General features: G+C 57.5%; 14 protein-coding genes and 3 pseudogenes. 15 read left to right on the top strand and 2 right to left on the bottom strand.

Translation table 11 applies throughout. From position 1 onward, the window contains the following. Positions 1-14: 14 nt before the first annotated feature. From rseA to acpS, 10 genes are all read left to right on the top strand, one after another. Entirely contained in the window at positions 15-710 is a 696-nt protein-coding gene (gene rseA / locus SGP1_RS16240; protein ID WP_011411616.1) for an anti-sigma-E factor RseA, read from the top strand. Then, complete coding sequence (gene rseB, locus SGP1_RS16235; protein ID WP_011411615.1) at positions 710-1,678, top strand: sigma-E factor regulatory protein RseB; 969 nt, start codon at positions 710-712, stop codon at positions 1,676-1,678. The genes rseA and rseB overlap by 1 nt, the downstream gene beginning before the upstream one ends. Continuing rightward, positions 1,675-2,133 (top strand): SoxR-reducing system protein RseC, encoded by a 459-nt coding sequence (rseC, locus tag SGP1_RS16230; protein WP_011411614.1) that lies wholly within the window; start codon positions 1,675-1,677, stop codon positions 2,131-2,133. Before rseB ends, rseC begins: the two co-directional genes overlap by 4 nt. Before the next feature lie 335 nt (positions 2,134-2,468). After that, the gene (lepA, locus tag SGP1_RS16225; RefSeq protein ID WP_011411613.1) at positions 2,469-4,268 is read left to right on the top strand and encodes a translation elongation factor 4; all 1,800 of its coding nucleotides are present in this window, start codon (positions 2,469-2,471) and stop codon (positions 4,266-4,268) included. A 15-nt stretch (positions 4,269-4,283) separates the two neighbouring features. Then, on the top strand, positions 4,284-5,270 hold the full coding sequence (gene lepB / locus SGP1_RS16220; protein WP_011411612.1) for a signal peptidase I: 987 nt from the start codon (positions 4,284-4,286) through the stop codon (positions 5,268-5,270). A gap of 178 nt (positions 5,271-5,448) precedes the next feature. After that, a complete protein-coding gene (gene rnc / locus SGP1_RS16215; protein ID WP_011411611.1) occupies positions 5,449-6,129 on the top strand; it encodes a ribonuclease III in 681 nt (226 codons plus the stop codon). Beyond that, positions 6,126-7,031 carry a GTPase Era gene (era, locus tag SGP1_RS16210; RefSeq protein WP_011411610.1) on the top strand — a complete coding sequence of 302 codons (906 nt, stop codon included), beginning with the start codon at positions 6,126-6,128 and terminating at the stop codon, positions 7,029-7,031. The genes rnc and era overlap by 4 nt, the downstream gene beginning before the upstream one ends. Before the next feature lie 9 nt (positions 7,032-7,040). Beyond that, entirely contained in the window at positions 7,041-7,823 is a 783-nt protein-coding gene (gene recO / locus SGP1_RS16205) for a DNA repair protein RecO (RefSeq protein ID WP_011411609.1), read from the top strand. A gap of 65 nt (positions 7,824-7,888) precedes the next feature. Then, the gene (gene pdxJ, locus SGP1_RS16200) at positions 7,889-8,620 is read left to right on the top strand and encodes a pyridoxine 5'-phosphate synthase (protein WP_011411608.1); all 732 of its coding nucleotides are present in this window, start codon (positions 7,889-7,891) and stop codon (positions 8,618-8,620) included. Further along, positions 8,620-9,000 (top strand): holo-ACP synthase, encoded by a 381-nt coding sequence (gene acpS / locus SGP1_RS16195; protein ID WP_011411607.1) that lies wholly within the window; start codon positions 8,620-8,622, stop codon positions 8,998-9,000. The genes pdxJ and acpS overlap by 1 nt, the downstream gene beginning before the upstream one ends. Positions 9,001-9,028: 28 nt before the next feature. Here the strand turns inward: acpS and SGP1_RS16190 are convergent, their stop codons facing one another. Further along, entirely contained in the window at positions 9,029-9,289 is a 261-nt protein-coding gene (locus SGP1_RS16190; protein WP_011411606.1) for a YfhL family 4Fe-4S dicluster ferredoxin, read from the bottom strand. A gap of 47 nt (positions 9,290-9,336) precedes the next feature. Between SGP1_RS16190 and SGP1_RS34110 the strand changes: the two genes are divergently transcribed. Further along, entirely contained in the window at positions 9,337-9,720 is a 384-nt protein-coding gene (locus SGP1_RS34110) for a hypothetical protein (protein WP_148203548.1), read from the top strand. 379 nt (positions 9,721-10,099) lie between these two features. Further along, positions 10,100-10,840, top strand: coding sequence for an acid phosphatase (locus SGP1_RS16185; protein WP_050747760.1), 741 nt, complete (start codon positions 10,100-10,102; stop codon positions 10,838-10,840). A 129-nt stretch (positions 10,841-10,969) separates the two neighbouring features. On the opposite strand, the pseudogene SGP1_RS31230 reads toward SGP1_RS16185, so the two are convergent. Continuing rightward, a pseudogene (locus SGP1_RS31230) lies at positions 10,970-11,260 on the bottom strand (MurR/RpiR family transcriptional regulator); the annotation flags it as partial. 143 nt (positions 11,261-11,403) lie between these two features. Between SGP1_RS31230 and SGP1_RS27950 the strand changes: the two are divergent. The 3 genes and pseudogenes from SGP1_RS27950 to yfhb all read left to right on the top strand — a co-directional run. Further along, positions 11,404-12,081: pseudogene (locus tag SGP1_RS27950) on the top strand (N-acetylmuramic acid 6-phosphate etherase); the annotation flags it as partial. 207 nt (positions 12,082-12,288) lie between these two features. Continuing rightward, a pseudogene (locus SGP1_RS16170) lies at positions 12,289-13,568 on the top strand (PTS transporter subunit EIIC). A 3-nt stretch (positions 13,569-13,571) separates the two neighbouring features. Further along, positions 13,572-14,210: a phosphatidylglycerophosphatase C gene (yfhb, locus tag SGP1_RS16165; protein WP_011411605.1), complete on the top strand. Its 639-nt coding sequence runs from the start codon at positions 13,572-13,574 to the stop codon at positions 14,208-14,210. The last annotated feature ends 19 nt before the right edge of the window (positions 14,211-14,229 follow it).

Genomic DNA, 14,229 nt, shown 5'->3' with positions numbered 1-14,229 from the left:
GAAGGTACCCAGGCATGCACAATGAAAAGCTTTCCGCTCTGATGGATGGGGAATCGTTTGACAGCGAACTGTTTAACGATTTGTCCAGGGATGTTAAGTTGCAGCAAAGCTGGCAACGGTATCACCTCATTCGCGACGTAATGCGCGGTGACGCGAGCGAAGTTCTTCACCTCGATATTGCCGATCGTGTGGCCGCCGCCATTGCCGAAGAGCCGGTGCGTATCGCGCCGCAGGCCGTAACGGAATCGCAGCCGACGCCGGACGCCTGGCACCGCTCACCGTTCTGGCGCAAGGCACGGCCCTTTACCTCGCGCGTTGCCCGGTTAGGCGTCGCGTCACACCTTACCCAAATCGGCGTCGCGGCCTGCGTCTCACTGGCGGTTATCGTCTGCGTGCAGCATTACAATACCCAGCAGGGCGTCGGTCAGGACAGCAGTCAGCCAGAAAACCCCGTATTCAATACTTTGCCGATGATGGGCCAGGCGTCGCCGGTCAGTCTTGGCGTCCCTTCGGCCAACGGCGCCGGGGTGGATAACGGCAATCAGGAGATGCAGGTTCAGGAACAGCGCAGGCGCATCAACGCCATTTTGCAGGACTATGAGCTGCAGCGTCGCCTGCATGCTGATACTCTACAGTTCGATCAGCAAGACGCGCAGCAGGCCGCCGTGCCGGTGCCGGGCACGCAATCATTAGGAATGCAGCCGCAGTAATGAAGCAACTTTGGTATGCCGTGTGTTTGTTGACGGGCAGCCTGCTCTATTCCATCCACGCGCCGGCTCAGACCACCTCATCCGGCGCGTTGCTCGCGCAAATGAGTCAGGCCAGCCAGACGCTGGACTATGAATATGCATACGTGCTGGTCAGCAAGCTGGGCGTCGACTCGCTGCGCTACCGCCACGTGGTTATCGATAAACAACGGTTGGCGCAGCTGCTGCAAATGGACGGTCCGCGCCGCGAGATTGTCCAGCGTAACGGCGAGATCAGCTATTTCGAGCCCGGCCTGGAGCCTTTTACCCTTCTGGGCGATCACATCGTTGATTCTCTTCCCTCGATTGTCTACGCCAATTTTGAACGCTTGGCGCACTTCTACGATTTTATTCCTGTGGGCCGCGCCCGTATTGCCGATCGTCTGTGCGAGGTGGTGCGGGTTGTCGCGCGCGACGGCACCTGGTTCAGTTATATCGTCTGGATTGATACCGCCACTAAACTCCCGCTGCGCGTCGATCTGCTGGATCGCGATGGCGAAGCGCTGGAACAGTTTCGCGTCATCGCATTTAACGTCGATAAGCAGGTCGAAAACAGCATGGCCGGGTTGGAAAAGGTGACCTTGCCGCCCCAGCTGGCGTTGCCGGCCTCCACCACCGCCAATTTCGACTGGCGCGTTAACTGGTTGCCGGTGGGCGTGTCCGAAGCCTCCCGCAGCCGTCGTACGCTGCCTGGCATCAATGAACCGATTGAGGCCAGGCTGTATACAGATGGCTTGTTCAGCTTTTCGGTGAACGTCGGCCAGGCGAATACCGTCACTAATTCCGGCAATAGGGAACGTCTCATTCGCACCGGGCGACGTACTATCCATACCGAACAGCGCGGCAACCGGGAAATCACCGTCGTGGGCGAACTGCCGCCGGCCACGGCGAAGCGTATCGCCGACGGCGTCGTTTTCCAGGCGCAGCCATGATTAAAGAATGGGCTACGGTCGTCACCTGGCAGCAGGGCATTGCGCAGGTGCGCTGCGAGACGCGTGAAGGGTGCAGCAGTTGCCACGCCCGGCAAAGCTGCGGTACCCGTCTTCTCGACAAAATGGCAACCGGCACACAGCATCATTTAGAGGTCGCCAGCCCGTTGCCGCTGGTACCGGGACAGCGCGTGGAGGTGGGTATCAATGAGGGTAGCCTGCTGCGCTCCGCTTTTCTGGTGTATATGCTGCCGCTGCTGGGACTTATCGGCGGCGAGGCGATTTTCCAAGGCATGCTTGATACCGATCCGCCTGCCGCCTGTGGCGGCGTGGCGGGCGGTGTCGCCGGTTTTCTTTGCGCGCGCTATCTGGCCCGCCACACATCTGAGACGCGCGCCAATCAGCCGGTGATTTTACAGGTGGCCCTGCCGCCTTCGTCATTGCATGTCCAGGACTGACGCTCGCGCCCCGGCGGCGTTGAGGGTTGGGCGTGGCGCTACGGCGTGCGGTGCGCGCGCTTGTTTCGGCCCCTGCCGTATTCGGGACGGTGTGGCGGCTTGCAATTATGCGGGCCAAGACGCCTTGTGCCACCGTCGGGACGACCGTCCGGAGTGCCGCATCTTGAACGGTGGCGCGGTCTACGCCCCCCGGCAATGGCCCCCGCCATTCTTCCTTGCTTCCATCAGACAGTGTAAGATGCGTCCATTATTTTGTGGGCCGTAGGGGTCACGTTCCCCGCAGTGCGACCACCGGAACGACTTAGAGCGCCTGTTTAAGAGAAAAACTTATTAAAATGAAGAATATACGCAACTTCTCCATTATTGCCCATATCGATCACGGCAAGTCGACGCTGTCCGACCGCCTGATACAGACCTGTGGTGGTCTGAGCGAACGTGAAATGGCGGCTCAGGTGCTGGACTCCATGGATCTGGAGCGTGAGCGCGGTATTACCATCAAAGCGCAAAGCGTGACGCTGGACTATAAAGCGCCCGATGGTCAGGTTTATCAGCTGAATTTCATTGATACCCCGGGGCATGTGGACTTCTCCTATGAAGTTTCCCGATCGCTTGCGGCATGCGAAGGCGCGCTGCTGGTGGTGGACGCCGGACAAGGGGTGGAGGCCCAGACGCTGGCCAACTGCTACACTGCGATGGAAATGGATTTGGAAGTGGTGCCGGTGCTGAATAAAATCGACCTGCCCGCCGCCGATCCCGATCGCGTAGCGCAGGAAATCGAAGATATCGTCGGCATTGACGCCACCGACGCGGTGCGTTGTTCGGCCAAAACCGGTGTCGGCGTACCCGATGTGCTCGAACGGCTGGTGCGCGATATCCCGCCGCCGGAAGGCGATCCAGCCGCACCTTTGCAGGCGCTGATTATTGACTCCTGGTTCGATAATTATTTGGGCGTGGTCTCGCTGGTGCGTATTAAGAACGGCACCTTGCGCAAAGGTGACAAAATCAAGGTAATGAGCACCGGTCAACTTTACAACGCGGACCGACTGGGTATTTTTACCCCGAAACGTATCGACCGTGAGGTGCTTAACTGCGGCGAAGTCGGCTGGCTGGTCTGTGCCATTAAAGATATTCACGGCGCGCCGGTGGGGGATACTCTGACGCTGGCGCGTCAGCCGGCTGATAAAGTGCTGCCGGGCTTCAAGAAAGTGAAGCCGCAGGTTTATGCCGGTCTGTTCCCGGTGAGCTCCGACGATTATGAGGCGTTTCGCGACGCCCTCGGCAAGCTCAGCCTCAACGATGCCTCGCTGTTTTACGAGCCTGAAAGTTCAACCGCGCTCGGCTTCGGCTTTCGCTGCGGCTTTCTTGGCCTGCTGCATATGGAAATCATCCAGGAGCGGCTAGAGCGTGAATACGATCTTGATCTGATCACCACCGCGCCGACGGTGATTTATGAGGTGTTGACGACCGATAACACGACGGTATACGTAGACAGCCCCTCCAAGCTGCCGCCGCTGAATGGTATTAACGAATTGCGTGAACCTGTCGCCGAATGTCATATGCTGCTGCCGCAGGCTTATCTGGGTAATGTCATCACGCTATGTATCGAGAAGCGTGGCGTTCAGACCAACATGGTCTACCACGGCAGCCAGGTGGCGCTGACCTATGAGATCCCCATGGTCGAAGTGGTACTGGATTTCTTTGACCGGCTGAAATCCACCTCGCGCGGTTATGCTTCGCTGGATTATGGGTTCAAGCGTTTTCAGAACTCGGACATGGTGCGGGTCGATGTGCTGATTAACGGCGAACGGGTCGATGCGCTGGCGCTGATTACCCATCGGGATAATGCGCCGTACCGTGGCCGCGAGTTTGTTGATAAGCTCCAGGAACTCATCCCGCGCCAGCAGTTTGATATCGCCATTCAGGCGGCCATCGGCAACCATATTATTGCCCGTTCCACTGTCAAGCAGCTGCGCAAAAACGTGCTGGCAAAATGCTACGGCGGCGACGTGAGCCGTAAGAAAAAGCTGCTGCAAAAGCAGAAAGAAGGTAAAAAACGCATGAAGCAGGTAGGTAACGTTGAGCTTCCGCAGGAAGCGTTCCTGGCAATTCTGCATGTGGGTAAAGACAGCAAATAAGTTTGAGGAGATTGCATGGCCAATATGTTTGCCTTGATAATGGCAATTGCGACGCTTATCACCGGGATCCTCTGGTGTTTGGAGCGTTTTAAACTTGCGCCTGCCCGCCGCCGTCTGGGGCAGCAGCCCGGCCAGCAACGACCAGAAGCTGTGGGGGGAACGCCCGGTAATGATGTCGCGGTAAAGGTCAGCCATAAGCCGGGCTGGATTGAAACCTGCGCGTCGATTTTTCCGGTCTTGTTACTGGTCTTTGTCGTGCGCTCATTTATTTTCGAGCCGTTTCAGATTCCCTCAGGATCGATGATGCCGACGCTTCTGGTCGGTGATTTCATTCTGGTGGAAAAATTTGCCTACGGCATTAAAGATCCCATTACCCATACAACCCTGATTGAAACCGGCCATCCCAAACGCGGCGACGTGGTGGTGTTTAAATTCCCGCTTGACCCCAAGCTGGACTATATTAAACGTGTTGTAGGGTTGCCGGGCGACCGGGTCAGTTATGATCCTGTCAACAAGCGCTTAACGGTGCAGCCTGGCTGCGCCAGCGGTCAGGATTGCGCCACGGCGGTGCCGATTACTTACAGCGAACGCGCGCCGAGCGATTTTGAGCAAACCTTTAATTCAACCGGTGACGGCGAAGCCAGCAGTGGCTTCCTGCAGGTGCCGCCCGATCGGGAGGTGGACGGCGCCATACGCCTGGCGCAGCGTAAAGAATCGTTGGGCGGCGTAGTGCACAACATTCTGATGGTGCCGGGGAAACAGGATCAACTGGGGATTTATTACCAACAGCAGGGCAGTTTGCTGGCGGAGTGGGTGGTGCCCCAGGGGGAATATTTCATGATGGGCGACAATCGGGATAATAGCGCCGATAGCCGTTTTTGGGGTTTCGTACCGGAAAGAAATCTGGTGGGTAAAGCGACGGCTATCTGGATGAGTTTCGAGAAGCAGGAAGGCCAATGGCCGACAGGCGTGCGCTTAAGCCGTATTGGCGGCATTCATTAATTCCTTTTTTAGCGAAGCATTATTTCGCTTACCGATGTAGAATACCTCTCAGGTAATAAAAGGCTGGCTCCCTTCGAGGGAGCCACTGCAAACGAAACAGTTTTGGACAGGCGTGCTGATCCCAGACCTGTTCCGTCTGCTGCGGTTTTTTTACGCATGGTTGAGTTATTTGTAACGCATGAATCCCATCTTAACAAATAGGCTCCAGAAGAAACTGGGCTACACTTTTCAACAGCACGATCTATTGTTACAGGCGTTAACGCACCGCAGCGCTAGTAGCAAACATAATGAGCGGCTGGAATTTTTGGGCGATTCTATACTGAGCTATGTTATCGCCAACGCGCTTTATCAGCGTTTCCCCCGCGTTGACGAGGGCGACATGAGCCGGATGCGCGCGACGCTGGTCCGCGGCAATACGCTTGCGGAAATGGCGCGTGAGTTTGAGCTGGGCGAATGTTTACGTCTGGGGCCGGGAGAGCTAAAAAGCGGCGGTTTTCGCCGTGAATCGATTTTAGCCGACACCGTGGAAGCGTTAATCGGCGGCGTATTCCTGGACAGCGATATCCGAACCGTCGAAAAGTTGATTCTTGACTGGTACCGCTCCCGTCTGGATGAAATCAGCCCCGGCGATAAACAAAAAGACCCGAAAACCCGATTGCAGGAATATCTCCAGGGACGCCATTTGCCGCTGCCAACTTACCAGGTGGTGCAGGTGCGTGGTGAGGCGCACGATCAGGAGTTTACTATACATTGCCAGGTCAGCGGGCTGGCGCAGCCGGTGGTCGGTAATGGCTCAAGCCGTCGTAAAGCCGAGCAGGCCGCGGCGGAGCAGGCACTCAAATTGTTGGAGCTTGAATGAGCGAACAGACGACCTATTGTGGGTTTGTGGCGATAGTGGGCCGGCCGAACGTCGGTAAATCCACGCTGCTGAATCAGTTTTTAGGGCAGAAGGTCTCTATTACTTCGCGCAAACCGCAAACCACCCGCCACCGCATCATGGGGATCCACACCGAAGGACCATATCAAGCTATCTATGTGGACACGCCGGGACTGCATATTGAAGAGAAACGGGCGATTAACCGGTTGATGAATCGCGCGGCCAGCAGTTCCATCTGCGACGTGGAGTTGGTGATTTTCGTGGTGGAAGGCACCCACTGGACGCCGGACGATGAGATGGTGGTGAACAAACTGCATGACGTTAACTGCCCGGTCGTGTTGGCGATCAACAAGGTAGATAACGTGACTGATAAAGAACAACTGCTGCCCCATATGCAGTTCCTCAGTCAGCAAATTTCGTTTCATCACATCGTACCAATCTGCGCCGAGAACGGCATGAACGTTGAAACCCTGGCCGGGATTGTGCGTAAAGCGCTGCCGGAAGCTGTGCACCATTTTCCGGAAGATTACATTACCGACCGTTCCCAACGTTTTATGGCTTCGGAAATTATACGCGAAAAGCTGATGCGTTTTCTGGGCGATGAGCTTCCCTATTCCGTCACGGTAGAGATTGAGCGTTTTGCCAGCAACGATCGCGGCGGTTACGACATACATGGGCTTATTCTGGTGGAGCGCGAGGGCCAGAAGAAGATGGTTATCGGCAATAAGGGCAGCAAAATCAAGACCATTAGTATTGAAGCCCGGCAAGATATGGAAGCCATGTTCGAGACGCGGGTGCATCTGGAACTGTGGGTGAAGGTGAAATCGGGCTGGGCCGATGATGAACGTGCTCTGCGCAGTCTGGGCTACGTCGACGATCTGTAGGCAACGCTGATGGACGGTTGGCAACGCGCCTTCGTACTCCATGCTCGCCCTTACAGCGAAACCAGCCTGCTTCTGGACTTTTTCACCGAACAGCAAGGGCGGGTGCGCGTTTTGGCCAAAGGCGCGCGTTCCCGCCGCTCCGCGCTTAAAGGGGTACTACAGCCTTTTACGCCATTACTGGCCCGCTGGAGCGGCCGCGGCGAAGTAAAAACCCTGCGTAGCGCCGAGCCCGTCTCGCTGGGGCTGCCGCTCAGCGGTCTGATGCTGTATAGCGGACTCTATATCAACGAGCTGCTCTCACGCGTGCTCGACCATGAAACCGATTACTCTAAGCTGTTTTACGATTACCTCCACTGTTTGCAATGGCTGGCGGGCGCCACGGGTTCGCCGGAGCCGGCCCTGCGTCGCTTTGAGCTGGCGTTGCTGTCGCATTTGGGTTACGGCGTCGATTTTCTCCACTGTGCCGGCAGTGGTGAGCCGGTCGATGATGCGATGACCTACCGTTACCGGGAAGAGAAAGGTTTTACCGCCAGCGTACTTTTAGATCGCTACAGCTTCAGCGGGCGAGAGCTGCGGGCCTTGGCAGAGGGGGAGTTTCCCGATATTGATACGTTGCGCGCCGCCAAGCGGTTCACCCGTATGGCGCTCAAACCCTATTTAGGCGGCAAACCGTTAAAGAGCCACGAGCTGTTTCGTCAGTTTCTTGACCGGCGCCCACAGGCTAGCGCCGGCGTGGCTGCCGCGCGCAAGGCGGGGGGAGACGGGTCTGACGGTGACGAAGGCGAGCAATAAACTGGTCTGGGCTACAGCGCTGGTTTACACTGCGACACAATACCTACCAATGTAAGGGGAAAGGGATGTCTGAATTGTTGCTGGGCGTGAATATCGATCATATTGCGACGTTGCGCAATGCGCGCGGCGTGGCGTGGCCGGATCCGGTTCAAGCGGCTTTTATCGCCGAGCAGGCGGGCGCTGACGGTATCACCGTGCATCTGCGCGAAGACCGCCGGCATATTACCGATCGTGATGTCCAACTGTTGCGCAAGACGATTCAAACCCGAATGAATCTGGAAATGGCGGTGACGGAAGAGATGATCTCTATCGCCTGCGATGTGGCGCCGCATTTTTGCTGTCTGGTGCCGGAAAAGCGCCAGGAAGTGACCACCGAAGGCGGGCTGGATGTCGCCGGCCAGCCGGATAAGCTGCGCCAGGCCGTGACCTGTTTAAGCGCTGCCGGTATCCAGGTGTCGCTGTTCATCGACGCTGATGAGCGGCAAATTGCGGCGGCAGCGGACGTGGGCGCGCCCTATATTGAAATTCATACCGGCGCCTATGCCGATGCGACCGACGAGGTTTCCCGCGCGGTAGAGTTCGCCCGTATCCGTCAGGGCGCGGACTTTGCCGTCAAGCTGGGTTTGAAAGTCAATGCCGGCCACGGGCTTGATTATCACAATGTCAAACCGGTGGCCGCGTTGGCGCAGATGCAAGAGCTGAACATCGGCCACGCGATTATCAGCCGCGCCGTCATTGGCGGCCTGGCGGACGCGGTGAGGGACATGAAACGTCTGATGCGTGAAGCGCGCAGTTGATGGCGATTGTCGGCATCGGTACCGATATCGTCGAGATAGGACGCATTGAGGCGGTCGTTTCTCGCAGCGGCGATCGGCTGGCGCGGCGGATCCTTAGTCCCGATGAGTGGCGGCAGTATCAGCAGCACAATCAGCTGGTACGGTTTCTCGCCAAACGTTTTGCGGTGAAAGAGGCGGCATCCAAGGCGTTGGGTACCGGTATCCGTGATGGGCTGGCCTTTACCCAGTTCGAGGTCTGCAATGATGCGTTGGGTAAACCTTCGCTGCGGTTGTTTGATCAGGCGGTGGTGCTGGCCAATCGGTTAGGCGTTACCGGTATGCACGTTACCTTGGCCGATGAGCGGCACTATGCCTGCGCGACGGTCATTTTTGAGCGATGACGCCCGTGCGGTTTGCGGCGTTATCGGACTACAAACGATCGGCGTGGTGGTGCAGCACAAACTTTTCCCACAGCGCATCGCTGTTTTCCACCCGCTGCGGATTGGCGATGATGGTGTTATCGATAGGGCAGACCTGCTGGCAGGTGGGGCGATCGTAATGACCGATGCATTCCGTACAGCGATCGGCGTCGATCTGATAATACTCCGCGCCCATGCTGATAGCTTCGTTCGGGCACTCCGGCTCGCACATGTCGCAATTGATGCAGCGTTTAGTGATAAGTAATGACATTTCAACAAATTACCATTCAAACCATGTTAATTAGTCAACGAGAGTGAATGCGTCTGATTGATTTTCCTCTGCTTACCGTCGGTGGGCCGGACGCGGTTAACGCGCTAACCGCAGTCCGGCAACTCGCCACCACCACCCACAATTGCTCTCCGCCGCCGTTTTTTGCCTGTAAAAGGCAGACGCGTATAAGCTTGATTGCGCGCCTTAATTCATTAGGAGCGAGAGTGTCGCGCACTGTAGCATATAAACTCGTTAACCCCAATCATGGCGACCTTTTCGCCCCGTCATCGCACTGTAAAAGAGTACTGTCCCCTTACTTCAAAGGTAATGCTGAAGTGGGCGGACAGTCGCAGAAACCTTGTCCGGCGGCCTTTAACCTAATCACCGCCGCCGCGCCTGTTGCTGTTGCTAAGGACAAAAGACTGACATAAAACCGTCATATTACGGGCATAACATGGACAAAAGCTTCGTATTCCCCCTTGCTGAGAAGGAATTCCCCATGTTTTTGTTACGCTTTTCCGCGCTGATGTGTGCTTTATTCATCCCTTATGGCGTACTGACTCAGCCTGTCGCAGATGCCACCCTGCCGCAAACTCTGCGCCGGCGATGGCGGCAAAGTCACCCGCGCCCATCTGGACGATGCGTAACAAACGGCGCAACAGGCTGACAGCGCCTGGCTGCGGCAGAGCGGCTATGATTTTGCCCTACCCCGCCAATTAGCAAGCTGGCATCGCGCTGCTGGAAAGCTTCAACGCCCTTTCGCCGTCCGTTCAGCAGCAGAGTCTGATTAATCAAAACGCGACCCGCGGCGTGCGTCAGCAGGCCTTGGTGGATGCGGAGGGCATTTCTTATCTCTATTTTCTGGCGGATGCGCTCGGACCACGTCTGGGGGAGGACTTTATCAACGCCTATGATAAAAGGGAGCTCAGTAAGGCGGCCGCCTTAATCAAAGCCAGCGAAGTCAGCACTTCGGCGGCGAAGAAACATTTCAATTATCCGCGGCCGTTCCTCCGCCCGGGCAACCACATCTTGCCGGTACCGGATGACATTGTGGTGCGCGACAATCATCCCTACACCGCCGACGGCGGCGCATTTCCAAGCGGCCATACCAACACCGGTTATACCGATGCGTTATTGCTGGTGGAAATGATCCCGGAACGCTTTGTCCCGCTGGTCGATCGCGGCGCAAAATATGGCTATTCCCGACTGGTGCTGGGCGTGCATTATCCGCTGGATGTGATCGGATCGCGGATGGTGGCGGAGCGCAATGTAGCGGATTATCTCAACGCTCCGGCTTACCGGGCGTTATTTGACCAGGATAGACAACAATTGCGCGGCGCGCTGGAGAAAGAGTGTGGTACCACTATCGCCCAATGCGCGCAGAGCGGTCAGGGAGACGATCCTTATACCCAGAGCGGCATGACGGCATTTTACCGCTATAGCATGACTTATCGCCTACCGCGCACCGAGGTGACGACCATACAGGCGGTGACCGTGCCCGAGGGGTGCTGGCGTTTCCGTTGCCCAATCTCAGCGCCAGCCAGCGGCTGAATCTGCATGAGGCCGTAATGCGCGCCCGCGCGGGTTGATACGCTCTCAGGCCAGTTTTTTGACCAGCTCTTCACTGTGATGGATGCGGTCCGGGGCGTGTGCCAGATCTTGTTGTACCAGCCCCATAAACAACATGATAGGATCGTCGCTGAGGATTTGGTATGCACCGGTATCGACGGGGGCTCCTGGCGGTTGACCAGCGCTTCGCTCAACGCCAGCTTCAGCGCGGTAAATCCCTTGTAGCCCAGCTTCTGGGCGAATTTCACTAACGTTTGACTGGCTGACGCCGGTCATCTGTGCCACGCGTTGGGAACTGAGATGGCGCGCTTCTTCGGTATGATGCAGTAAAAAATCCGCCAATTTCTGATCATTGCGCGACAAAGAGCGATAGAGCTGGCGTATTCGTAATAAACTGCTTATGGGGTGGTCTTCGGCGTCGCGCCGTCGTGTCGAAACGATGGCAAGGCTCCCTGTTATCAGGCGGCGGGATTTCTCTCGCCTGCAAGGATTATCTATTCGATAATAGTGTTTATTATTTGAATTAAAAATTCAACGGTGGCTGTATGAATTTAGGGGCATTAGTATCGGAAACACGTCATCCGGATTCGATGGCGTTGGATACCTTATCGACGCTTAAGATGGTGACATTGTTTAACCAGCAGGACCGGCTGGTGCCTGAGGCTATCGCCGCCGAGTTGCCGGCGGTGGCTGCGGCTATTTATCGAGCGCCGGCGGCCCCGGCGCACTGCTTAAGGCGGTAGAAGGCGCGGAGGACGATATGGTGGTAGGGCTGGCAGCGCCGGGCCGGACGCCGTATGTGTTGGGTGTGCTGCGTTATGCCCGCGCGTTGGGCTGTGCCACCGTCGCGATTTCCTGTAATCCCGACTCGCTCATTGCCCAAGCGGCGGACATCGCGATATCGCCGGTAGTGGGGCCTGAAGTGCTGACCGGCTCGACGCGCATGAAGTCCGGGACCGCGCAAAAACTGGTGCTGAATATGATTTCCACCGGCGCCATGGTTAAGCTGGGTAGGGTCTATCAAAACCTGATGGTGGATGTTCGGGCCACCAATGCGAAGTTACGCGATCGCGCTTGCCGCATTGTCTGCGAAGCTTTCGGGGTCGAGGCGGAGCAGGCGTCGGCAGCTCCTGGCGCAGACCGACTATGAAGTTAAACTGGCCATTCTGATGCTGCTTAGCGGCAAAAGCGCCGCTGAAGCGCTGGTGGCGCACGGAGGCTATCGCGGGCGGCGCTGGCCGACATTAGCGCGTAACGGGGCGGCATGCGTTACCTGCCGGCAGGCGTATGCCCTCAGTAGCCGCCGGTGTAATGCAGCCTCGCAATCAGACGCGACATAACGGCGCGCCGCGTGTCCCGCGGTGAAAAGGACGATAGCTTCGCGTCTCCTGCCAGGCGGTGCGCCAACGTTAACGGGACGGGAGCCCATAATGCATCAAAGCGAAAGCGTAGCGGCCGCGCTGCTGGCCGGCCTGGGCGGACAATGTGCTGAGGCTTGAGAACTGCATGACCCGGGTGCTGGTGGAGGTGCTCGACGACCGGCGCGTTGATGTGGCTGCGCTGCAACGGGCTCAGGGCGTTAAAGGCTATCTTATGCAGGGCCGGCAACATCAGATCTTCGCCGGCCCGGGCGCCGCGGCGAAGATCGTTGACGCCATGCGCCGCCTTATGCCTGACGCGCCGGCTGCATCGTCCGGTACGAGGTCGGTGGATAGCGCGGCGCAAACGCGTGAGCGCATTAAAACGCGATACGCGACCCCGTCAGCGGCGCTTTGCGTCAGCTGGCTAATGTGTTTATCCCGCTCATCCCGGTCTTTATCGCCTCCGGTCTCATTACGGGGCTGGTTAATCTTCTGACGTGTTCGGATTTCAGCGGCGATATTGCGCGGCACTATCCCAATTTGATCGGGCTGCTGGCGCTGTTTGGCAGCGCAGTATTCGCGATCATGACTATTTTGGTGGGGGTGAACGCGGCGCGGGTGTTCGGCGGTTCCCAGGCCATGGGCGGTGTCATGGCCGCCATTCTGAGCAGCCCTGGCCTGGCGCAGATCCGGCTTTGCGACGAGCCGCTACAGCCCGGTCGCGGAGGCGTTATTGCCGTCTTGCTGGTAGTGGCCCTGATGTGCTGGGTGTAAAAAGCGTTGAGGCGTCGCTTACCGGAGTCGATTGAGCTGATAGTTAATCCGCTTCTGAATACACTGATAACTGCATCGCTGGCGATAGTGGTGTTACAACCGCTCGGCGAGGCTATTTCGGACGCTATCGCCCACGGGGTGAATGTGGCGATTGACCGGGGCGGCATGGCGGTCGGGGCAGTGCTGGCGGGAAGCTTTTTGCCGCTGGTGCTGACCGGCCTGCATCAGGGGATGGTGCCGCTGCACGTGGAGCTTATCCAAGCCCACGGCGTGAATCCACTGCTGCCGATCCTGGCCATGGCCGGGGTAGGGCAGGTGGGCGCGTCATTGGCGAGCCGCTGATTTTCGGCTTCACGTTGCCTCTGGGACGCCCGTTTGTCGCCGCCTGCCTCGGTGGGGCGGTGATAAATTATCTCAAGGTGGCGACGCTTATTACCTTTGGCCTGTCGGGAGTGCCGCTGGCGCTGACTATCGTCACCGGAAAGGTCGCAGTCTATCTGCTGGGGTGGGCGGCTTCCGTGGTGGCGGGATTTATCTTTACATGGCTGATTGGATTTAGAGATCCGGAGGAGTAGCTTTTGAATAACCCAACCGCCCGGCGCGTTGTGTTTTTTGATTTGGACGGCACGCTACATCAACAGGATATGTTTGGCTGCTTTCTGCGCTATCTGCTTGCGCATCTGCCGCTGAATGTCGTATTGGTGATCCCCGTTCTGCCGGTGGTGGCGCTTGGACTGCTGGTCAAGGGCCGTTCGGCCCGCTGGCCGATGAGCCTGCTGCTGTGGTCGATTACCTTCGGCCACAGCGAGGCGAGGTTGCAGGCCTTGGAGGCGCGGTTTGCGGCTGTTTTCCGCCGACGCGTGCGGCGTTTCCCGCAGGTGCTGGCGCGCCTGGACGACTATCTCGCCAGTCACGACGCCCAGGTGTGGCTGATTACCGGCTCGCCAGAGTCGCTGGTAGAGAAGGTTTACCACGACGCGGTATTTTTGCCGCAGGTGCGGCTTATCGGCAGCCGGATGCACCGGCGTTACGGCGGCTGGATACTGACGCTGCGCTGTCTCGGGCATGAGAAAGTGGCGCAGTTGGAGCGCGAATTGGGCATCCCGTTAAAATTATACAGCGGCTATAGCGATAGCATTTATGACAGTCCGCTGCTTTATTTTTGCCAATACCGCTGGCGGGTAACACATGACGGCCAACTCAAGCAGCTGGATTGATTCTGCCTTCCTTCTCTTT

The sequence above is a fragment of the Sodalis glossinidius str. 'morsitans' genome (assembly GCF_000010085.1).
Classification (GTDB): domain Bacteria; phylum Pseudomonadota; class Gammaproteobacteria; order Enterobacterales; family Enterobacteriaceae; genus Sodalis; species Sodalis glossinidius.
This window is presented reverse-complemented; position numbering and strand designations above follow the sequence as displayed.